At 46.9% G+C, this 21533-nt stretch carries 20 protein-coding genes; 8 read left to right on the forward strand and 12 right to left on the reverse strand.

Features of this window, described 5'->3' with window-relative positions; translation table 11 throughout:
- Positions 1-170: 170 nt before the first annotated feature.
- A complete protein-coding gene (locus tag CHA6605_RS11660) occupies positions 171-3884 on the reverse strand; it encodes a WD40 domain-containing protein (protein WP_015159642.1) in 3714 nt (1237 codons plus the stop codon).
- 151 nt (positions 3885-4035) lie between these two features.
- Here CHA6605_RS11660 and CHA6605_RS11665 point away from each other — a divergent pair, with 151 nt between their 5' ends.
- From CHA6605_RS11665 to CHA6605_RS11680, 6 genes are all read left to right on the forward strand, one after another.
- The gene (locus CHA6605_RS11665) at positions 4036-4875 is read left to right on the forward strand and encodes a hypothetical protein (RefSeq protein WP_015159643.1); all 840 of its coding nucleotides are present in this window, start codon (positions 4036-4038) and stop codon (positions 4873-4875) included.
- A 289-nt stretch (positions 4876-5164) separates the two neighbouring features.
- Entirely contained in the window at positions 5165-5437 is a 273-nt protein-coding gene (locus CHA6605_RS11670; RefSeq protein ID WP_041547951.1) for a hypothetical protein, read from the forward strand.
- Positions 5438-5478: 41 nt separating this feature from the next.
- Entirely contained in the window at positions 5479-5685 is a 207-nt protein-coding gene (locus CHA6605_RS34070; protein WP_015159645.1) for a hypothetical protein, read from the forward strand.
- Positions 5686-5904: 219 nt separating this feature from the next.
- Positions 5905-6051: a hypothetical protein gene (locus CHA6605_RS34075; RefSeq protein ID WP_157259969.1), complete on the forward strand. Its 147-nt coding sequence runs from the start codon at positions 5905-5907 to the stop codon at positions 6049-6051.
- Between the two features lie 333 nt (positions 6052-6384).
- Positions 6385-6555, forward strand: coding sequence for a cupin domain-containing protein (locus CHA6605_RS37260; protein WP_315874945.1), 171 nt, complete (start codon positions 6385-6387; stop codon positions 6553-6555).
- Between the two features lie 806 nt (positions 6556-7361).
- The gene (locus CHA6605_RS11680) at positions 7362-8096 is read left to right on the forward strand and encodes a hypothetical protein (RefSeq protein WP_015159646.1); all 735 of its coding nucleotides are present in this window, start codon (positions 7362-7364) and stop codon (positions 8094-8096) included.
- Between the two features lie 66 nt (positions 8097-8162).
- Here CHA6605_RS11680 and CHA6605_RS11685 read toward each other — a convergent pair whose 3' ends face one another.
- The 6 genes from CHA6605_RS11685 to CHA6605_RS11710 form a co-directional block, all read right to left on the reverse strand.
- The gene (locus CHA6605_RS11685) at positions 8163-8657 is read right to left on the reverse strand and encodes a DoxX family protein (RefSeq protein WP_015159647.1); all 495 of its coding nucleotides are present in this window, start codon (positions 8655-8657) and stop codon (positions 8163-8165) included.
- Positions 8658-8676: 19 nt separating this feature from the next.
- Complete coding sequence (locus CHA6605_RS11690) at positions 8677-10002, reverse strand: NAD(P)/FAD-dependent oxidoreductase (protein ID WP_015159648.1); 1326 nt, start codon at positions 10000-10002, stop codon at positions 8677-8679.
- Between the two features lie 533 nt (positions 10003-10535).
- Complete coding sequence (locus tag CHA6605_RS11695) at positions 10536-11447, reverse strand: SDR family oxidoreductase (protein WP_015159649.1); 912 nt, start codon at positions 11445-11447, stop codon at positions 10536-10538.
- A gap of 141 nt (positions 11448-11588) precedes the next feature.
- Positions 11589-12098, reverse strand: a complete 510-nt coding sequence (locus CHA6605_RS11700; protein ID WP_015159650.1) for a pyridoxamine 5'-phosphate oxidase family protein — start codon at positions 12096-12098, stop codon at positions 11589-11591.
- 141 nt (positions 12099-12239) lie between these two features.
- A complete protein-coding gene (locus CHA6605_RS11705) occupies positions 12240-12914 on the reverse strand; it encodes an SAM-dependent methyltransferase (RefSeq protein ID WP_015159651.1) in 675 nt (224 codons plus the stop codon).
- An 83-nt stretch (positions 12915-12997) separates the two neighbouring features.
- Positions 12998-13327, reverse strand: a complete 330-nt coding sequence (locus CHA6605_RS11710) for a 2Fe-2S iron-sulfur cluster-binding protein (RefSeq protein ID WP_015159652.1) — start codon at positions 13325-13327, stop codon at positions 12998-13000.
- A gap of 629 nt (positions 13328-13956) precedes the next feature.
- On the opposite strand from CHA6605_RS11710, the gene CHA6605_RS11720 reads away from it, so the two are divergent.
- Together CHA6605_RS11720 and CHA6605_RS11725 are read left to right on the forward strand one after the other, a co-directional pair.
- Entirely contained in the window at positions 13957-15321 is a 1365-nt protein-coding gene (locus CHA6605_RS11720; RefSeq protein WP_015159653.1) for an APC family permease, read from the forward strand.
- Between the two features lie 89 nt (positions 15322-15410).
- The gene (locus CHA6605_RS11725; RefSeq protein ID WP_041549186.1) at positions 15411-16061 is read left to right on the forward strand and encodes an SAM-dependent methyltransferase; all 651 of its coding nucleotides are present in this window, start codon (positions 15411-15413) and stop codon (positions 16059-16061) included.
- A gap of 294 nt (positions 16062-16355) precedes the next feature.
- On the opposite strand, the gene CHA6605_RS11730 is transcribed toward CHA6605_RS11725, so the two are convergent.
- The 5 genes from CHA6605_RS11730 to CHA6605_RS11750 form a co-directional block, all read right to left on the reverse strand.
- Positions 16356-17108 (reverse strand): HAD-IA family hydrolase, encoded by a 753-nt coding sequence (locus CHA6605_RS11730; protein WP_015159655.1) that lies wholly within the window; start codon positions 17106-17108, stop codon positions 16356-16358.
- Positions 17109-17831: 723 nt separating this feature from the next.
- Positions 17832-18650: an SDR family NAD(P)-dependent oxidoreductase gene (locus CHA6605_RS11735; RefSeq protein WP_015159656.1), complete on the reverse strand. Its 819-nt coding sequence runs from the start codon at positions 18648-18650 to the stop codon at positions 17832-17834.
- A gap of 295 nt (positions 18651-18945) precedes the next feature.
- Entirely contained in the window at positions 18946-19311 is a 366-nt protein-coding gene (locus CHA6605_RS11740; protein WP_015159657.1) for a hypothetical protein, read from the reverse strand.
- A 159-nt stretch (positions 19312-19470) separates the two neighbouring features.
- Complete coding sequence (locus CHA6605_RS11745) at positions 19471-19986, reverse strand: hypothetical protein (protein WP_015159658.1); 516 nt, start codon at positions 19984-19986, stop codon at positions 19471-19473.
- A gap of 360 nt (positions 19987-20346) precedes the next feature.
- Complete coding sequence (locus CHA6605_RS11750; protein ID WP_015159659.1) at positions 20347-21525, reverse strand: zinc-dependent alcohol dehydrogenase; 1179 nt, start codon at positions 21523-21525, stop codon at positions 20347-20349.
- Between the last annotated feature and the right edge of the window lie 8 nt (positions 21526-21533).

Raw genomic sequence — 21533 nt, forward strand, 5'->3', positions numbered from 1 at the left:
GCATCACAACCCCAATCTACGCCGAGCCAGGTTGTCTGTTAAGCGTTCGATGTTATGTGCTGCGGGCGATTGGGAACCTTAAACAGAATTACGATCGATTGATTCCTTTAGCACGGATGTAACATAAACGTTTCTAGATGAAGATCGCCCTCAAAGATCGCCAATGGATTCTATAGGATCGCTCCTAAAGCTGTTAAATTCTCCTGCTGGGCAGCAGTCAATCCTTGGATGCCCCGAATATTCATCCCCTCATAGGGTCGAGGAGCGCGAAGGATTTTGACGCATTCACCCGTAGCGATATCCCAAATGCGAATGGTGGCATCAGCACTAGAACTAGCTAGCAACTTTCGAGCGGTGCCATGTTGAGGGATGAAAGCTACCGAGAATACTCCACTTTCGTGTCCCTCTAATACTTGCAGACATTCACCCGTATGGAGATCCCAAAGTCTGACGGTGCGATCGAAACTGCCGCTGGCTAGCAATCGTCCATCTGGACTAAAAGCCACAGACATCACAATGTCCGTATGACCCCGCAAAACCTGGAAACATTCACCCGTAGCTATGCTCCAAAGTCCAATCGTGCGATCGCTACTACCACTAGCCAAAATATCGCCGCTGGGGCTAAACGCGATCGTGCAAATCCCTCTGCCCACCTGCCAAGTCCGCAGACATTCACCCGTGTGGATATTCCAAAAGTTAATCGTGCGATCGCCACTAGCACTAACCAGGATATCTGGCTGGAAGCCAAACGCTAATGACATCACCCAATGCGTGTGTCCTGTCAAAATCTGGAGGCACTCACCCGTTTGGGTACTCCAAAGTCTAATGGTGCGATCGGTACTGCCACTGGCAAGAATTCGACCGTCCGAACTGAAAGCCATCGAGCGGATTTCGTAGCTATGACCGGATAAATTTCTGAGGCACTGGCCATCCTGCACGCTCCAGAGTTTAATCTTCGGATCTCCATTGCTACCGCCACCAGCTAGGAATCGACCATCTGGACTCACTGCCACTGCTCTAATCGCGTCAGTGTGACCTCGAAAACTCCTATATTCACTATTTTGAATATTCCAAAGTCTGAGCATCTTATCGAAGTATCCGCCAGCGATTAATATGGGTGGGTTCGCAATATTTGGGTCGATCGATTCTGGTAAATGAAATGTCGGGACAAAGACGATCGCAAAGAGCGCATTTGAGTACCCCTGTAAAACCTTGAGACATTGACCAGTCTCTAGACTCCAAAATCTAATCATGCGGTCTTGGCCGCCGCTGGCAAAGAGCTGACGATTCAGATCGACGGCAATCGACCATAGCCCGTTCTCATGACCGATGAGCGTCTGCTCGCACTCTTGAGTTTGAATGTCCCAAATTTTGATGGTACGATCCTTGCCACTGCTGATGAGCCTTCGACCATCGCGATCGAAGGCTACCGATTTCACTTCATTTTTGTGCCCTACTAAAGTTCCCAAACACTCACCAGTATCGATCTCCCAGATTTTGACTGTAGTATCATCGCTGCCGCTGGCTAGAAACTTGCCATCTGGACTAAATACTACAGACCAAACCCAGCCTTGATGACCCGCCAGCATTTTCCAGTATTTTCCATGCCTACCGTTCTGGATTTGCCAGAGGTGAATAGTGCCCTTAGAACAGCCGCTGGCAATGGTGCGACCATCTACACAAAATGCAATACACTTGACATCTTGGGGTTCGATCCCATCTTCATACTGGAGGCTAGTCAGACACTCCCCACTGTTGACATCCCAAATTTTGATGGAGCCATCATCGCTACCGCTTGCCAAGATTTTGCCATCTGGACTAAATGATACTGAGTATACCGCCTGGGTATGGTCGGTAAGTGTCTTCAAGCACTCACCAGTGTCTAAATCCCAGATTCTGACGGTGCCATCGAAACTGCCGCTTGCCAGTATGTGGCGATCCTCCGCTGAAGACGCTAGGCGAACAGGGGCGTAAGTCAGGGAATGAACTAAACTGATGTGACCTTTCAAGATCGACTGAAGTTGATGAGTGTGCGTATCCCACAAGTAAATATCGCCGTTAAAACCACCACTAGCAAGATAGTTGCCATCTGGACTTAAAGCTAGTGAGTTAATGCTACCAAAGGTTTCAGTAAAAACTGACTTGGCTACATCGGTATCGGCAAAATTAATGTCATGTAAATCGATTCCGAGCAGATAAGCTTGCCAAATACACAGACCAGAAAAATCGTGCCCACTCAAGTCAATTTGCAAGTGACGGTAGAGGTTAATTAGATTGCCCCCAGCATAGCCACTAGTCCCCGCAAATTCCGATCGCAGTTTCACTAATAATCGATCTAATTGATTTTTAATTTCTAGTTTCGATCGCAATTTACCCATCAGTCGATCGACCAGCGGCACTAAAATCATTCGCACTTGGCTTTCGCGTACATAGTCTTTGGTCTGAGCCTGAATCAGTGCATGACTATTGAAAATCACCACATTAGATGTGGTAATTTCTTCGCAAATCTGCTCGATAAATATGTCAGTGACATACTCCATCACCACGGGTTGTAAAGTAAAGCAGCTCGAACTTTTTTCAATCAGACTTTGACGATCTAACGATTGTAATGCGGCTAAAACTTGAGAGCGAAATCCGCTAGGAATGAAGTCTGCTAATAGTTGAGAAATCGAAATAGCTTCGCGCCCGATCGCTAGCCAGTACATTACCTGTCGCTCGATCTGGGACAATCGAGCGAATTGCTGTGCCAGTAAAGCCTCAATCCCATTGCAGAGAATTACCCCCTGTTCTAAAAACGTGCTCACGCTACCGTCAAATAAATCCCGAATTGTTGTCGCTGCAATTTTAATTGCTAACGGGTTGCCGGAGTAAGATTGCTGTAACTGCTGCCAATCGCTGGCATCGGCTGTATGACAACCATTAGCAGTACCGTTGGCGTAGCCTGTCTGCAAGACAATCGCTTCCACTTCTCGATCGCTCAAACCAAGTAAATCTAACGTGCAAACTGCTCCAGATTCCCCTTCTAAATGAATCAAAGTTCGGGGTTTTTCCCGACTGGTTAATAATAAACAACTAGCATGATGTTCGGTCGCGATCCGGCGGAGGAGTTCGCTATAGCCAGCATAACCGTCACGATAACCGCCATCCGCGAGAATCGATTCAAAATTATCGAAGACAATTAGACAGCGAGTAGTGCGTAAATATGCTATCAATTGCGAGATCTGAGCATCCACCGTATCCGCAGGTGCGGTTTGCTGTTGGTGAGAGACAAAGGCAATGAGCTGAAAGAGAATTTTATCCAGTGGTGGGGCATTACGTAAGGATTGCCAGACAATGCGCTCGAATTTGCGATCGGCTGCTAACTTTTGAGTGAGTTTAGCGGCTAATGATGTTTTGCCCATGCCACCCATACCGACGATCGAAATCAGCCGACAACGTGGCTCAAGGGGATTAACTTTAGAATTGTCATCCAGCCATCGTGCCAACTGCTGGAGTTCATTTTCGCGCCCAATGACGCTAGAAACATCGATCTGCTCGCCCCAATAGCAATCTCGATCTGGGGGCGAAGCTGAGCTGACGGGATTCGACGGTTCGACAACTGCCGACACCGCTCGATCCACTAGTTCTGGTGCAATGTTGCTCCGGCGGCGTAGTACTGCTTGCAAATTATTTTTGGTGACGGGTTCGCCCAATACCTGAGTCAATTGTCGCCATAGTTCGTAGCCGACATCGCGGATGTATCCAGTGTCATAACCGATTAGCTCGGCCATTTTGGGGTAGGTGCAACCTTCCCAAGCGTGACGAAACACTTGCTCTTGAAGATCGCGGAGACTTTGAGCTTGAAGCAGTCGATCGAGTAATGCTAATGCTTCATCTGCTGTCATCGGCGAAGACCCTGCCAGAATCTATCTTTATTCTAGCCCCAATCTTTCAAAAATTACATGTAGAGATCCGATCTTTTCCGATCGCGAACAGCGGACTTTTACCGATCTTTTCTGGCTGTCAAACTAGCTGGGGGCGCATATTCTAAAAGACATGGAGGAAGTTGATACCGACATCAACCCAACTGACAACTCACAGATGACCCAGGAAAAAACCATCGTGCATTTACCAATGAAAACTTTTATAGCGACGACGCTGACTGGCTTAATTTTGGCAACAGGATTTGGGACTTTTAATCCCGCGAGTGCCGTTATCGACTGCGATAAAACTCCCGACGCGCCGCTCTGTAGTGGCGAACCGAGACCAAGACCAAGACCAAAACCACAGCCCACAACCCCTAAGCCAGCTCCCGCCCCTACAAACTATCCAGCCGCGATCGCTTTCGTGCTCAAAAATTCCAATTTAATCGAACAAGCCATCGATAAGGTTTGGAATAACTTCGGTAAAGGGGTTGTCGCTCAAAAAATCAAAGACGAACTCAATGGTAAACGCGTCGGTACAGGAATGCGGATTAAGGATGTCAATGTCAACCTGAGAAACATTACAGTCAAAGAAGTCAAGCCTGGACCTGCTGCTAACCAAATTAGTGTCCGAGTAGTGATTCCTAACAATAACGAAGAATTTCACGTTTCGGTTCCATTAATCCCCGATCCATCTTTTCGAGTATTTCATGACCTGACAATGAATTTGATTCTGACAATTGATAATTCTAGCGAACCGATTAAAGTCGCTCGGTTAAACGTTCAAGTTAGCAATGCTGATGTGCGCGGGTCGAATTTAATTGGATCGGTTGTTAAAGCATTGGGTGACTTCTTTACAGGCGGAGATTTCAGCCGAGGAATCGAGTCAAAAATCAACCAAGATATTCCGCTACTAAAACAATTGGGTGGAGTAATTAAATCGGCGATCGATAGTTTACCAATTCCTAAATAATCGATCGAACGAATTAACAGTTCGCTGGCGGGGAGTTTTACCGTTGTGTCCCCTTGCTGCATCTCGAAGGAGAGCGATGTCATCGATGCAGACAGCCCCAATTTCGATTTCCAACTACCAAATAGTGTCGATGGTTGACGGTGTGAAGTTTTTATCGCTTCCTTCACTTTATTGCCACCAAAGGCAGGCTAAACCCTGCATCAGAGCGGTCAGAGGTGGCGATCGTCTTTTTTTAAATCCAGTCAGCTATTTCCACAAATCAACCAATCGTTATATCAGGAAAAAACTCATGTCACCCATACGTAAAAACAGCTCGATCTCTGATATCGAAACCGAATTAATCAATTGTCTGTTGAGATCGCCCACGATCGATTACCCCTGGAATCCTGCCGACCCCGATACCGCCGACTACTACGCCAGATCGGATCGTCACTTTTGTTTGGAAAATCGATCGGATGCCGAACTCTACGTTGGCGTAGCCTCTCCTGTGGAGACTCGATCTCAATCTTTCTCAATTTGGCTGCAATCTTTGCGAATCGATTTTCACCCAAATCTTAACTAACCATTCCCATTATTTCAAACACTTTGAGAGGTATCTCAGTCATGAAAGCCAGCTCATTCATCAAACTCACCAACATTCTCGATCGCATCCAACTTCATTTTGATTCGTTGGCGCGTAGCCTCTGTCTTGACCCAAACCAATGGGTCGGGAACCTCCGCGTGATTTGGGTCGCTCCATCGGGAGAATCGATCTACCCAAGATCGGTATTCGCGGGATCGTTTTTACCCACACGCCTCGTCGGCCAATAGTTACCGAACTAAAACCAGATGATGCGAATTTAACTCTTAGCGATCGCGGAAATACTTCGGATCGTAACTCTCAAAAATCTCAACTCGTTCGCGTAGCGTTCGCCTTGCGAAATCGACGGCACCGTTCGATTAATTGGCGGTGGCAATCTCGGTTAATACAGTGGCTTTAATCGCATTCATTCACTATCTATCGACAAAAAATCACCATGAAACTCACAATTGAAGAGCAAAAAAAAGCACGATCGAGTTCTGTTAGTTCGTTGGCAAAGCCGCTCCCGTCGAGAATCGATCGAAAACCCAAAAATCCTCGCTTACTGGCACAATGGCAATCGATTGAGCGGAAACTGCATTGCCGATGGTTTTTAGGCTGAGTTCGTGCCGCAAAAGATGGGGTTTAACTAATTTTGAAGGATGGTCTATTATGATGGAAAATACATAATTCAATTCCCCCAATCGATGAACCGCGATCGATCGAACGGCTACCGAGTTAATTGTCGTTCGCCCCGATCCACGCCTGCTGACCGATCGACGATTATCCTATTTTGTCGGACTTTCGGCTAATACAGCAGGTGCCAAGGGAATAGCAATGGAACTGGTCATTATGCCGCCTGGTGCCATTGCCAAGCCCCATTTTCAACCAGAACATGAACTGTCCTCTATCTACTCAAGGGTCGGGTCGAGGTCTGTTATGGCAAGGGACTGAAGCAATCTCAAGTTTGCGAAGCCGGAGATTTTGTATTTACGCTGCCTGGAGTTCCCCATCAACCGCGCAATCTCAGCGATACAGAACCCGTTCATATCGTAACGGCTCGCAACGATCCAGACGAAATAGAAAAGGTTGTGCCATACGATCCGACCTCAGACAGATAGGACGGCTTTAGACCTGCAAACCTAGTTAACTAGAGGAAATCCGCTCGCGAACATGGATATAGAAATCGTTAATACCAGATTTTGGAATTAGCTCAGAGTAAAGTTTATAACCCCATTTTGCAGGTTTTTACAGTTATTATGTTTCAACGCCATAGTCGTTTGATAATGGGTAATCGAATCAAAAATGAAGATTTGAATGATATTAAGTTTGTTTAAATATAAGTTTATATTAGGGGTACAAATAATTAGATCTAACTGAAAATATTGGTTTTATTTGATATGTCGAATTTCACAGCATCGAGATTAATTTTTTAATATTGTTATCAACAGATCCAGCAAAATAGCATTATATACATCAAACTTAGATTAGTGTCAATGATTTATCGATTCGATCGTTGTGAAGTAGATCGAAATTTGTAATCTATATCACAAGCCAGTATTTCTGCCGATCGATTGCCACAATATTATTTATTATTTTGTTTACAAATAACAACTAATCCAAACTGAATAGGGTACATTGAGAATAGCAATATAATAGATTATATCTAGAGTAACTATAGAGCGGACTGCGACTATGAGCGTTGCCGATCTGAGGCCCGCTCTGCCCCCATCCCCTGGCTGTTGCCTTGTCTTGTCTCATTTCCACGATCGAGAGTGGTGGCATTTATGCTCTAATCGCTCGGAGCAGAGGATCTGTGCATTAATTTATGCTTTTCAAACATCCTCTAATTGTTTGGTTGCCAAACATTAAGGTTAAGTAGCTATTAATTAATAATCGATCGATCTAATAAGATCGCCAAATATGTATGTCAAAAACTCCAGTGCTATTAGTAGAATCAAGTCCAGCAGAGATAGCTAAAGTTAGATCTAATATAGACAATGAGTTTCAGGATTTAATTAAGACTATTAATAATTACCGAGAACTGCTAGAAGTAATTACTCAAGAGCCACCTCAATTAGTGATTTTAGGAATGTTTGATAAATTCAATTACTTTGAGATCGGCGCAGAACTGCACAAAATTCAGGATAGTTTACAGATCGTACTGCTGTGCAAACAAGAAGTAGTTACTGATTCCTTTTGGCAAACTCTAAAAAATAATAATATTACCGCGATCTCAGTTAAAGAGTACGCTCGGTTGAATCAAATTCTTAAGACAGTAGAGCGACCGATCGACTTACCGAGCTTTACTGGAGAAACAATCCTGGTCATCTTACAAGAGATCGTTGCTATTAGTAATAACCATTTTGGTAAGCTAGCCCAAGGCAATTACTGGCAAAAATCACGCGCTCTAATTATCGATAAATATCCCTCAATCCGCTATTTTTCAGTCGATCACTTTGGCAAAATCGGTTGCGATCGAGATCTATTAGAACGGAAATTGACAGATGCAGATATTCAGGGTCTACGGCTCTGGGTGCAAAAATTTATTGAAGAATGCGAACGTTCAAAGAGTAACTTTAGCGATATTTTGCATACTTCAAATATGTCGTTGCCAGCAACATATTTTTTAGGAGAGTTAACTTGTAGCCAGCTTCCGTAAAATCCACTTAAATTATTAATAACTGGCCGATCTTCCCTGGTGCTTGGCAAGATTAAAGTGCCAGACCTACGATCGATCTCGGTAACTTAGCACTTCGTCCGAACGCTCGGATACAGTGTCCCGTCTGTGTTTGCGCCCAAGCCAATTATCGATCGAAAACCAATTGAATCGACAAGTAGCCAGGAGCGCAAACAGTACGATGCCATAGATAAGTTGACTGGTGGCGATTTCCCATTTTTGAACCGATGTAACTCCCATCATCAGCATTATCATTAAAGCAGATGTGACAATTAAAGCGATCCGAGTTGACAATCCTAAAATAATTAAAATCCCGACTACGAGTTCGATAATCGGCACGAGATAGGCATTGAGGCGCACCAGCGGTTCGGGAAAATAAGACCCTTGCAAAGTTTTGACTGTCTCTTCGACGAAACCGGGAATATTGCCGATTCTGGTGAAGCCATGATTGAAGAAATTGACACCAATCAGCAATCTCAGTAGTAAATGTGCGACGGCTAAATCTCGTGGTTTGAGACTAATATCGGTTCTAGTATCGTGCATATTTAGATCCTCCAATTAATTAAGAAAAATCTGCATTGTTTCCAGTCGCGCCTACAGGTAATTTCTGTTTTAAAATAGATTTATGCTGAAAATCCGTTCGAGGTTGCAGTGGCAAGATCGATCGAACAACGCGATCGTTGCCTAAATAAGTTTGCAACCAAGTTAATAAAACCAACAAACGATTGCGAAATCCTGGTAAATAAACCAGATGAACGCCCAGCCAGATTAACCAAGCAAGCAATCCCGTAAAAGTCCAGCCTTGAATATCGCCAACCCCCGATCGACACCCAATAATTGCCAATCTGCCTTTATTAAAATAACGAAATGGTTGGGTTTGGCGATTTTGTAGTTGACTGGTAATATTGCGAGCGACGGTGACACCTTGTTGGAGTGCTTCTGGTGCCACGCCGCTCGAACCTTTACCATCTCGATCGATATAAGCAACATCGCCAATGGCATACACATTATCGTACTCGATCGATTGTAAAGTCGGACGCACGCGCAATTTATTTTTTTGGCCTCTCGACCAATCTTCGGATAATTCGGGCATCGTTGCTTCGACGCCTGCCGTCCAAATTGCTGTTTTGGTGGGAATAATTTGACGATCGTGGAGATAAACTGCTTCTGTGGTAATGCGAGCGACTTGAGTTGAGAACCGTATGTCTACTCCTAATTTATGCAGATATTTTTGAGTGTAAATTCCTAATTTTGGTGATAGTTCGCTGAGTAATCGATCGCCAGATTGTACCAAAATTAGTTTGACATGGTGCAAATTTAAAGTTGGATATTCATGTCGAATGCGACTGCGGAATAGTTCGACCAAAGCCCCAGATACTTCCGTTCCAGTGGCACCGCCGCCGATAATAACAAATGTGAGCAACTGTTCGCGGCGCAGGGGATCGGCTTCGATACTGGCAGCTTCCAAACATTCCAGAAGTCGATCGCGCAGGGCAACTGCATCTGGCAAAGAGTTAACTGAAAAAGCATATTCCTTCGCGCCAGGAACGCCTAAATATTGCGACTTACTACCTGTTGCTAATACCAAAAAATCGTAGTTAATTTCGATGCGATCGGTTGTAATAATTCGCGCGGATAGGTCAATTTTTTCGACTTCAGCCATTAGAAAATGACATCGACGAGAACGGCGAAGAATCGTGCGAACGGGATAAACGATCTGCTCTGGTTCTAGTTGGGCGGTCGCAACTTGATACAGCAAAGGCACGAAGGTGTGATAATTAACTCGATCGATGAGCAGGATCTCTTTCCCACAATGCGCCAATGACTGAGCGGCTTGCAATCCACCAAATCCAGCTCCCACGATCGCAATAGGAAATTTTTGCATCATTAAGCTGTCGAGTATTTAGATCGTGTATGAGATGTTTTGAAAGGGGGAGCGGGGAAACAGACGCGATCTGCTTATGGCGATCGAGAATCATCCCTCGAATCAGCAACACCCCTCATCGCTGCTTCAGTTTTAATTGTCGATCGATTTTCCTTGTAGCGCAATTAAAAAGATTCCACAGAATATCGATCGCTCTAAATAGCAGCAGAAATTAGCCGGAAGGGCGGGTTTGTTTGAGATCGAACGGTACGATCGAGATTCGGTTAGCAAAAAGCGGATGCGTTCTGGTCGGAAAACCCGATCGTGAAAACGCACTAGCGACGCAGCGATCCTTCCAAGTAGTGTGCGTCAGCGGCTCGCAGCCGGGAGGTTGTCTTGATGCAATTGTATGGGCGGGAAACCCGCCCACATTGCATCGCTTCCTCCCGGATTATGCGGATGCGCTCCGGTCGGGTTTCCCGACCATGGAAGCGCAACCAAGCAGCGAGACAAGACAAGTACCCGCCCCTAAAGAGCCATTTCTATACCAGAATGTCCTACGGAAGAGGATTTCCGCCAGTGACCCCGTACACCTCGCCAGTCACATAACTGGACTCTTGCGAAGCCAAGAGCACGTAAATCGGAGCTAGCTCGGCAGGTTGCCCCGGTCGTTTTAGTGGCAGTTTCGCGCCGAGGTTAGGAATTTTTTCCGTTGGTTGACCACCGCTGATTTGTAGAGGCGTCCAAACTGGCCCTGGTGCCACTACATTGGCGCGGATACCTTTAGCTGCTACCTGCTTGGCCAGCGACTTGGTAAAAGCAACAATAGTAGACTTGGTGGATGCGTAATCGAGCAAGTTTGGTGAAGGCTGATATGCCTGAATGGATGACGTGTTGATAATTGTGGCTCCAGGCGGCAACAGGGGCACTGCTGCTTTGCAGATCCAGAACAAAGCATAAACATTTGTCTTAAAGGTCTGGTCGAACTGCTCTGTCGTCAGGTCTTCAATGTCTTCGACAGCCTGCTGTTTCCCGGCGACATTCACCAGGATATCGAGTCCGCCCAGAGCTTTATGTCCTTGCTCTACCAACGTTTTGCAAAAGCTTTCCTCGCTGATATCGCCAGGTAGCGTCACGGCTTTCTGTCCGGCAGCTTCGATTAGTTCGACTACTTCTTGAGCATCTTTTTCTTCGCTTTCTAAGTAGTTGAGCACGATATCTGCCCCTTCGCGAGCAAAGGCGATCGCGGTGGCACGTCCAATCCCCGAATCGGCTCCAGTGATTAGTGCTTTGCGTCCAGCTAAACGGCCAAAGCCTTGATAACTTTCTTCACCATGGTCTGGCTTTGGCGACATTTCCTGCGCTAATCCTGGCTCTGACTGAGGCTGTTTGTCAAACTCTGGCTGCGGGTACTGCTCGAGCGGATCTTGCATGGCAAATTGGTTTTTGGTCGTAGCAACGTTAGTCATATGTGAGGGGTAATGGGTAATGGGTAAGGAAAAAACTGATTTGGTTGGGGTTGGATATATCGATCGGGTTTAAAACCTTTACCCACGACCCCATCCACACCAGAGCAATTTAACTAGCAACTTGGCGATCGATAAACTGGGCTATTGCAAATCGACTTTGACATTTTCCGTCATATTTTCGCGCTCGCCAGTGGTAGTGGCTTGGACGAACCCGACGGCTTTGGCCAACCAAGTTGCGGGAGAATCCCAATACTCGCCTTTGGTGGTGGTGATTTTGAGCAGGGCGATATCGGGTTCGTCGAGTTCTTTGGGAAACCAGGCTTTGAGTTCTGGCTTCCAGAGTTCTTGAATTTTGGCGCGATCTGTTACCAGTTCGGCGGTGCCGCACAGCGAGACATAGCACTGCTTATCGGGAGCTGAGAAGCTGACATTGACATGATTATTGCGATCGACTTCGGTCACTTTATGGGAACTACCGTAGGTAAAAAACCACAGGTCGCCATTTGCTTCGACTTGGCCATTGACAGACATCGGACGGCTCCGCAGGCAGCCATCGTCATCTAGGGTCGTCAACATACACAAGTCGATGTCTTTAATGAGGTCGCGGATTTTTTCGATGGATTGAGTCTGGTTTTCGGTTGCGTTTGCCATTGGGTTGATTCTTTAATTTGGATATGGTGGTTATGTGCGTGATTGTCAGCTTCGTTCGTCACCGTCTGGATTGCCCGTTGCTCCCATAACGAGAACGATCCGATTTGAATTTTCCATTGTTTGAGCTACTATGTAGAGTGATTAATTTGCAATCCGATCGCCAGCACTGCCATCTGCAACCACCGTTGAGAGTATACTGGTAGGCGGTTTTGCAGGCACAGTCCAGAAGTAAATATTATGCGTCCGTCCGTTGACTTGCACTTGTGCGGTCTGTTCTGGCTTCCATTCACCCATCCCAAAATCGTGAGAAACAATCCGCGTACCGGGTTTGAGTTGGCTGAGCAACTGCGGTCTGAGTTTGACATTGAGTTCGGGTAGCAAATACAGCGTGACCACCGTAGCGTCGCTAAACTTGCTCTGAAACAAGTCTTGGTTGAGAAACCGCACTCGATCGCTCACGCCTGCTTGTTTGGCATTGGCATTGGCTTCTTTAATGCGTTGTGGGTTAATGTCAATGCCAGTAGCGCGAATGCCAAATTTTTGGGCAGCGGTGACGGGAATGCGCCCGTCGCCACTACCCAAGTCGTACAACACATCATTGCGATTGACTTTAGCGATCGCTAACATGCGATCGACTACTTCCGGCGGCGTGGGTACATAGACGACATCGGGCTGGCGTAATGGCTGAGATTGGGTAGTAGCCGCTGGGGTTTGGACTTGGGTAGACTCGTTAGCAACAGGAGTTTGGCTGCATCCCACGCTAATGAGACCGATCCCACATAGCAGCAAAGCGATCGGGTGTCGAACTGAAATCATCGATTTCTCCTAAAATTAACTTGCGGTCGAACTCGATCGGAATCATCTGCTGACTCTGAGCGCGAATCTAGGCTGTTGCCAGATTAATTCAGTACTTCTACCTCTTTGTGAGTCTCAAATACACAATTCGATAGCGGGTGAGCGATGCAAATTAATACGTATCCCTGAGCGATTTGTTCTTCACTCAGAGCCGATCCTTCTGACTGGTCTACTTCACCTTCGTTGGCGTAGCCTCTCCCCTGGAGAATCGTCTTGACAGTGCATGTCGAGCAAATGCCTTGCCGACAGGAATATGGTAATTCCATACCTTGTTCCTCGGCAGTTTCGAGGATAGAGGTTGCATCTGGTACTTCAAAAGTTTTATCGATGCCTTCGGCTTGGTTATATAGTCTGACCTGGTACGAACTTGCCATGCGATAAAGTCTCCAATTATGCGAGCAAAATCTAGAACGAGCAGAAATTTTCGATCGACACTGCAATTGAGCGTTAAAAAATCCAGTTGCGATCGTTCTACTTTGCTGGAGATTTGCTAACTGGATATTGTTGCTATTATAAATATTTATACTGGTCTAATTACATCTATCGATCGAGGTATAGACATATTTGCGAAAAATAGATGCTAGTCTATGCAATCTATTTACATCGCTCTTGTTGTGGCGATCGACGTAGCAAGTTGCGTACATCTCTCTCTTTTGGATGATGCTCGATCGAGATTAGTACCTTAGTTTAGATTTTAGAGTATGATGGGTAACACGCGGATTTTGAGGGATGTCGATCTCTTTAGATCTAACTCTCAGATTGGATCTCAGCTCGAAAGCTCTCCCGGTAGGTAGATGGAGCGATCGAGTATTACCTGCACATTTATTTTTTTATAAATAGAGCGAATTATTAGAGTGGTAGCAAAATATAAATTTCGCTGCCAATTTGCCACAACAATTAAAATTGTCATGTTCCCGACTTCTCGAAGAATTTGGGGTGATGAATCTAGCTGAATCGTTTCCAAGTCGAAGTTCGCTATTAACTTAGCAAAAAAGGTAAAAATGTGAGTATAATCGATCGCTCTCATCAACTCGAAACCGCAGATGTTAATACGGCTGCACCTAGACCTTCGCTCAGATTGACAGACGCGATCGCGTTAATTGTCGGGCTAGTAATTGGTGCCGGAATCTTTGAGACTCCAGCTATAGTTGCTGCCAACACCAATAGTCAAAGTGCCGTTTTGCAAGCTTGGATACTCGGCGGAGTAATTTCAATTATCGGAGCATTATGTTATGCCGAATTAGCGACTACATATCCCTATGTTGGTGGTAGTTACGATTACTTAAAACGCGCCTTCGGTCAATCAATTGCAATCTTGTTTGCGTGGGCGCGAATGAGTGTAATTCAGACTGGATCGATCGCGCTACTCGCATTTGTATGTGGAGATTATGCTTCCCAGTTATGGCGATTGGGCAGCTTTTCGTCATCGATTTATGCTGCACTGGCGATCGCGCTGCTCACGGCTCTCAATCTGTTGGGCATCAAGCACAGTAAACGGTTGCAAAACTGGCTGACAATTACCACGATCTTGGGGTTGTTGGCTGTCATTATCATCGGTTTGACTGTAGCTCCAGCTCCAGCTCTAATGACGACTGCGCCTGCATCTAGCGAGCCTACCAAATCTTGGGGATCGGCAATGGTGTTCGTGCTGTTGTCTTATGGTGGTTGGAACGAAGCTGCTTACATCGCGGCGGAGATTAAGAATTATCAGCGTAACATCGTGCGATCGCTCCTCTGGGGGATCGGCATTATTACCGCTTTATATGTGCTCATCAATCTAGCATATCTTAACGGATTGGGCTTGGCTGGAATGGCACAGTCCCAAGCGGTAGCCGCAGATTTGCTCAGGCGTGCGCTAGGCGAGCCAGGAGCCGTGCTAATTAGCCTGTTGGTGGTAGTTTGCACGCTCGACTCGATTAACGCCACCATTTTTACGGGCGCGCGTACTACCTTTGCACTGGGTCAAGATGTGGCTGTATTCCGATTTTTGGGTGTCTGGCAAGATCGTCCGAATACGCCTGCTACCGCCTATTTACTCCAGGGGGCAATCTCCCTAGCTCTTGTCGGACTCGGCACCATCACCCGCGATGGGTTTAAAACGATGGTCGATTATACCGCGCCCATTTTCTGGTTTTTCTTTTTGCTTAGCAGCCTGTCGTTGTTGGTGCTGCGAGTGCGCGATCCCGATCGCATCCGACCGTTTCGGGTACCGCTATACCCGATTTTACCGCTCCTATTTTGTGCTGCTTGTGGCTATTTACTTTACTCTAGCTTAGTCTTTACCGGAACTGGAGCGATCGTCGGTGTCATCGTGGTGGCACTGGGCATTCCATTCGTCTACTGGCATCGCCAACAACAGATTCAATGAGAGGGGAAAGGGTAAAGGGACATAATTTCATCAGCCTTTACCCCTTTCCCCTCAATAAACACATCAATACTAATAACGAGGAAAAGATCGTGAAACGACCCTATCTGTTCGAGCTATTAATTACCGGAGTCTGCATTGTCGGAGCGAGCATCACTGGCTGCACGCAATCATCAATTATCGCAACCACAGAAATCGATCGAGCTGTGGCACAAACAGCTCCTACCGATGGCAATTCTCCCTCACCAGCGCAACCAGTTCAAAAAGATGTGCCTTATGTCCCCACGCCGACACCTGTTGTTAACGAAATGCTCCGAATTGCCAATGTCAATAAGAATGATGTGCTCTACGATCTTGGTAGTGGCGATGGTCGGATCGTGATAACCGCCGCCCAAAAATTTGGGACTCGTGGCGTCGGTATTGACATCGACCCTCAGCGGATTAAAGAGGCAAATCAAAATGCTCGCAAAGCTAGAGTAACCGATCGCGTTCAGTTCCGCCAGCAAAATTTATTTGAAACAGATTTTAGCAATGCTACGGTCGTGACGCTGTATCTGTTGCCAGAAATCAACTTGAAGCTCAGACCCAAATTGCTCAGCCAACTCAAGCCTGGAACGCGGATCGTCTCTCACGCTTTTGATATGGGTGACTGGAAGCCCCAAAAAGTCGTAAATGTCGGCGGTCAAACTATCTATTATTGGACGGTACCACGGAAAGCTACCGCCTTGCCAGTGAGAAGTTAGGTCTTAGAGGATGTCTGAAAACTCAATTCCGTTAAGCTTAAACCCTAGAAAATCCCCCCTAGACCCCCTTAAAAAGGGGGGAACCAGACTCTTAGTCCCCCTTTTTAAGGGGGATTTAGCGGCGCATCGAACGGGAGGTTCCCTCCCGTTTGTGTGCGACAAGACAGGGGGATTTACCCACTGCAAACGAAGCAATTAGACTTTTCAGACATCCTCTTAGGTCTTAGGTCTTAGAAGAACCTCTGCGTCGCGCATATTCTCTAAAACCTAAAGCCTAAAGCAACTTGGGCTGATTTAAGAGAAACCAAGTGGTGCAGGTTGACGATCGAGTAATGACATCAATAGATCGAGGCTGATGTCATTCAAATCGTGGATGATTAAATTGGCAGCAGCAAAATCTCGATCGGTATTACTAGCGTCAGGAGTACCGATCGTAATAATTCCGGCGGCTTTAGCTGCGGCGATGCCGACTGGTGTATCTTCGATGGCGATGGCTTCATTAGCGGCGATTTGGAGCTGTTTGAGGCAATAAATATAGGCGTCGGGAGCGGGTTTGGCGCGCTCGATCGACTCGATCGTGACGATGGTGGCAAATCTGTCAAATGGGAGTAAATCGGCTAAAGCGGTGCGTAATCCGTCGATATTTTCTAGAGTTGTCGCGGTACACAGTGCGAGGTGAATGCCGTTGTTAGCGCACAGTTCGATTGTTTCGGCTACGCCGGGACGCGGACGGAGGTGCAGATCTGCCAGCATGGCCATATACAGTCCGGTTTTGGCTTTGTGGAGGGCGGCAATCGTGCTGTCTGTAACGTTGATGCGGGCGAGATCGGCGTCGCGATAGGCGCGCATTCGTTGTGGATCGCTTTTAATTTTGAGCAGGTCGTTGTAGGTTTGAGCTGTCCAGTGCCAGTCGAGTCCAGCGGCTGCAAATGCTTCGTTGAATGCTTGTCGCTGAATGTCGGATGTTTCGGAGATTGGGCTGTTGGGGTAGTCTGGGTCTGTGTGGTGGAGGGGTGTGCCAAAAATAACTGCTTTGAGTTGGGGCATGATTTCAGTCTGGTTCCCTGATGGTTTGACGATCTATAAGTTGTAGAGTGCGAATATTTCTGGTGTTAGAGAACCCGGATCTGGGGGAGGCTTCCCCCAGACCCCCCGTTGAGGGGCGGGACGCCGCCCCTCAAACTCCCCTGCGTATGTAGGTTGTCTGTGCTAGTGTAGTCTGGGTCGCTCTTACTTAGTGGCTGCGGGGTAGGGGTTTGCTGGTGCTTGGTTGGGTGGGTTGGGCACGAAACCCTCCCCTGGACATAGCTTTTTAATGGCTTTTTAATGGCTTTTTAATGGCTTTCTATTAGTTTCGATCGCCTAGTTTTTCTGTCTTCTCCCTACCCTCTACCCTCTATCCTCTGCCTAAAACCTAAAACCTAAAGCCTAAATCCTAAAGCCTTAAACCTAGAGCCTAAAGCCTAAATCCTAAAGTCTAAAGTCTAAAGTCTAAAGCCTTAAACCTAGAGCCTAAAGCCTAAAGCCTAAAGCCTAAAGCCTAAAGCCTAAAGCCTAAAGCCTGCCCTCTACTCTCTACCCTCTAAACCCTCAACAACACTGGCTCGGCGTCGATGCGAAACGGTGACGCACAACAACCTGAAGGAAACCGCCAAAGCTCGCGTTGCTGAGGTGCTAAACCGTCAGGAAAAAACTGCGGGCGCGCTTCACTGAGGCAAGATATGAGGTTACCCTTTGTGGCGATCGCGGCAATTTTAGAAGCGAGTAATCTTATTTACTAGCCGAACCTGGTTCGCTCATTTTGCTGTACAATTCGGCTTTAAGGGGATCTGGTAAGACCTTGCTGACGACGCCTGCAACCTTAGTTAACAGAGATTCTGCCAAAACACTATCCTTACCATCCATGAGTGCCTCGAAGCCCATTCTGGCGACCTCTGCGGGGTCGTCCTTTTTCTCTTGTTCGCCAACTTTGGTACCGTCCAATCCGGCGCGATCGAAGAAGTTGGTGTCGGTAGCTCCGGGCATCAGTGCGGTAACGCTAACGCCGCTATCTTTGAGTTCGTTGCGGAGTGCCTGCGAGAAGGAGTGGACGAAGGATTTGGAGGCAGCGTAGACAGCCTGATATGGCCCTGGCATTTGAGACGCGATCGAGGATGTAAATAGCACTCGTCCTTGGCGACGTGCGACCATATCGGGTACGACGCGTTTGGCGAGGTGGACGGTGGAAGCGATGTTGAGTTCGATAATGTTGAGTTCTTCTTGGAGGTCGGTTTCGATGAAGGCTCCACCGACGCCGATGCCAGCATTAATCGCGATCGCCTCGACGGGTTTCCCGGCAGCCTGAATCTGTTTATATAGAGTTTCGACGCCATCGTAGGTAGCTAGATCTGCTTGGACGGTTTCGACTTTAGCTCCTAGCTGCTCGAAGGCTTCAGCTACCGCTTCGATGCGCTCGCCAGTAGATGTGACGAGGAGATCGAAGCCGTTTTTGGCAAACTGTTTGGCAAGTTCGTAGCCGATGCCACTAGAGGCCCCCGTTACTACCGCCAGTGGTCGAGTCGAATCATCGGTTGCGGAATAATTGGTCATTTGGATTGTGGATTGTAGATTGCGGCTCTCGCTCGTCGGGTTTCCCGACGGTTTAGAGAGACAAGACAGTGGATTTCGGATTGGGCGAGAAAATCGTACTGATTTTCTATCGGTTATAAATGCCAAATACTTCGATCGACGATCGATATCGATCTCTATTATTTTTAGTTTGATAAAATTGCAGGAATTTTAGTTAGAAGTCGATCGCTAGATCTGTAAAACTCTCATTAAAAATGCCCAAGTCGTTAATAGTGCATAGCACCCACAACCTGGTACATTTTTAACTTAATAGCGATTAGTTATTATCGATATTTTTTTCCAGTTCGTTTGCGCTGCGTTTGGCGACGTCGGGATACATCTGACCGAACTCTTTGACTGCATCTGCCGATTGTTCGCCAATGCGTTCGAGTCTTTCTCCAGGTTTACCTTTAACTTCACGAGCCTGATCTTGCCATTCTTTAGTCGTTTTAGGACGTTGGGGATCTTCTTGATGTACCATCCGATCGAGTTTGTCGATCGTGGCTTTGCTTGCGCGATCTGGAGCGACATCAGTTGTTAATAAGATAAAACCGATCGCGACAACAGATAAAAACTGCTGCACTTGGATATTCTTAAACCAGTCACTAATTTTAACGATTACTGCACCGATTGTGTCTAGCATATTTAGCTCCTTTTTTGAAAGATTTTGATATCTCTTTTTAGTGATATCTGATTTATTACAACATTAAGATTAGCTACGATCGCGCTCAAAACTTCTCCCTCAAAGGACAGAGATCGGTTGATGTATTTCTCAATTCTCAATGCTCAATTCTCAATTAAATTAAGTGCCGATCGGTTCGCTATATCCCTGAATATTTTCTGGCTCAAACTGACGCAGAACGCGAGTCGCTCGATCGATGAGTTCGCCCGTACCTTTGACGATTACGAGATATTTCCCTGCATTGAGGCGATTGCGATAGGGCAACGCATCGCCGCTCCCGATCGTCAAACCAGCCACCCCGCCAGAAAAATACGCACCTAAAGCACCAGCCCCAGCACCAAAAATCCCACCCAAAATGTGGTTGCCAATCGGCGGTAACGTGGAGAAAATCTCGATCCCTGTCAACCAATTAAAGGCGAAACCAGCAACAAATCCAAAGCCGACCAGCCAGAATAATTCCCGTTTGATTTCTTTACTAGCTGCTACATTCGGATCGATAAGTCCAAATTCATCGGCACTTTGATATCCTTCACCTAAAATATTGATGCCATCATTGGGTAAACCTTCTTTTTCTAAAGCAGAATAAGCAGCTTCAGCTTGCGATCGATCGGGCAAAACTGCGACGAGGTAGTTCATAAGGGTGGATGGGTAGATGGGTGGATGAGTAATGGGTAATGGGTAATGGGTAATGGGTGAAATTGGAACTGCGCTCCAAAACGATCGAGCCTCTACCTTCTACCCTTTACCCTCTACCTTCTACCTAAAGCCTTGCTTGGTGAAACACATGCGGAGGAGCGGCTCGCTCCCGCCTTTGTCTCCCGACCATGGAAGCGAGACAGCGACGCATCGACCGGGAGGTTCCCTCCCGGTTGTGTGCGTCAAGACAAGACAGACCTCCGCGTGATTTCATCCGCAAAACCTAAAGCCCAAAGCCTAAAGCCTAAAGCCTAAAGCCTAAAGCCTAAAGCCTAAAGCCTAAAGCCTAAAACCTAAAGCCTAATTCAACGTCCCCGGCTTGAGCACGACCTTAATACAGCTATCCTTCTTATGTTTGAAGATTTCGTAGGCGTGGGGAGCTTGCTCTAGTGGCAGACTGTGAGTGATGATAAATGAGGGGTCGATATCGCCGTGCTGAACGCGATCGAGTAATGGTTGCAGATACTTATGAACGTGGGTCTGACCGGATTTCATCGTCAAGCCTTTATTCATAAACGCACCCATCGGGATTTTGTCAACAAAGCCAGTGTAACCACCAGGTACCGAGACGCTACCGCCTTTACGGACTGCCAAGATTGCCTGACGGAGCGCGGTGGGTCGATCGGTTTCCAGCTTGACTGATTGCATAACAGTATCGTAAAACCCTTCTAAACCCATGCCGTGGGCTTCCATCCCCACGGCATCCATTACCGAGTCAGGGCCGCGTCCGCCTGTCATCTCTTTAAGGGCTTCGCCGACCTCTATCTCTTCATAGTTAAGGACTTCTGCGCCGCCATCCTTGGCCATCTGGAGACGTTCGGGGACGCGATCGATCGCAATGACACGTTCGGCACCGAGCATAAATGCACTCCGAATCCCAAATTGGCCGACTGGCCCACAACCCCACACTGCCACGGTGTCCCCTGGCTGAATATTGCAGTTTTCGGCTGCCATGTAGCCAGTAGGGAAGATATCGGTGAAAAATACGACCTTCTCATCGCTCAATCCGTCGGGAATCTTAAATAAACCTACGTCTGCAAAGGGCACGCGGGCGTATTCTGCTTGACCGCCAGCATATCCACCCAACAGGTGCGAGTAACCAAACAAACCTGCTGGAGAATGACCCATGACTTTTTCGGCCATCCAAGCATTCGGATTGGAGTTATCGCACAACGACCACAAATCCCGATTGCAGAAGAAACACGAGCCGCAGGAGATGGTAAACGGCACTACTACTCGATCGCCAATTTTGACATTAGTAACTTTACTACCTAGCTCGACCACCTCGCCCATAAATTCATGGCCGAGAATATCCCCTTTTTGCATCGTGGGGTTGAAGCCGTTATACAAGTGCAGATCGGAACCACAAATCGCCGTCGTCGTGATTCTAATAATCGCATCGCGAGGGTTGAGAATTTTGGGATCTGGAACGTTGTCCACTTGTACTTTGGTCGTACCTTGCCAGCAAACTGCTTTCATCGTTAATA

The organism is Chamaesiphon minutus PCC 6605, assembly GCF_000317145.1.
GTDB classification, from domain to species: domain Bacteria; phylum Cyanobacteriota; class Cyanobacteriia; order Cyanobacteriales; family Chamaesiphonaceae; genus Chamaesiphon; species Chamaesiphon minutus.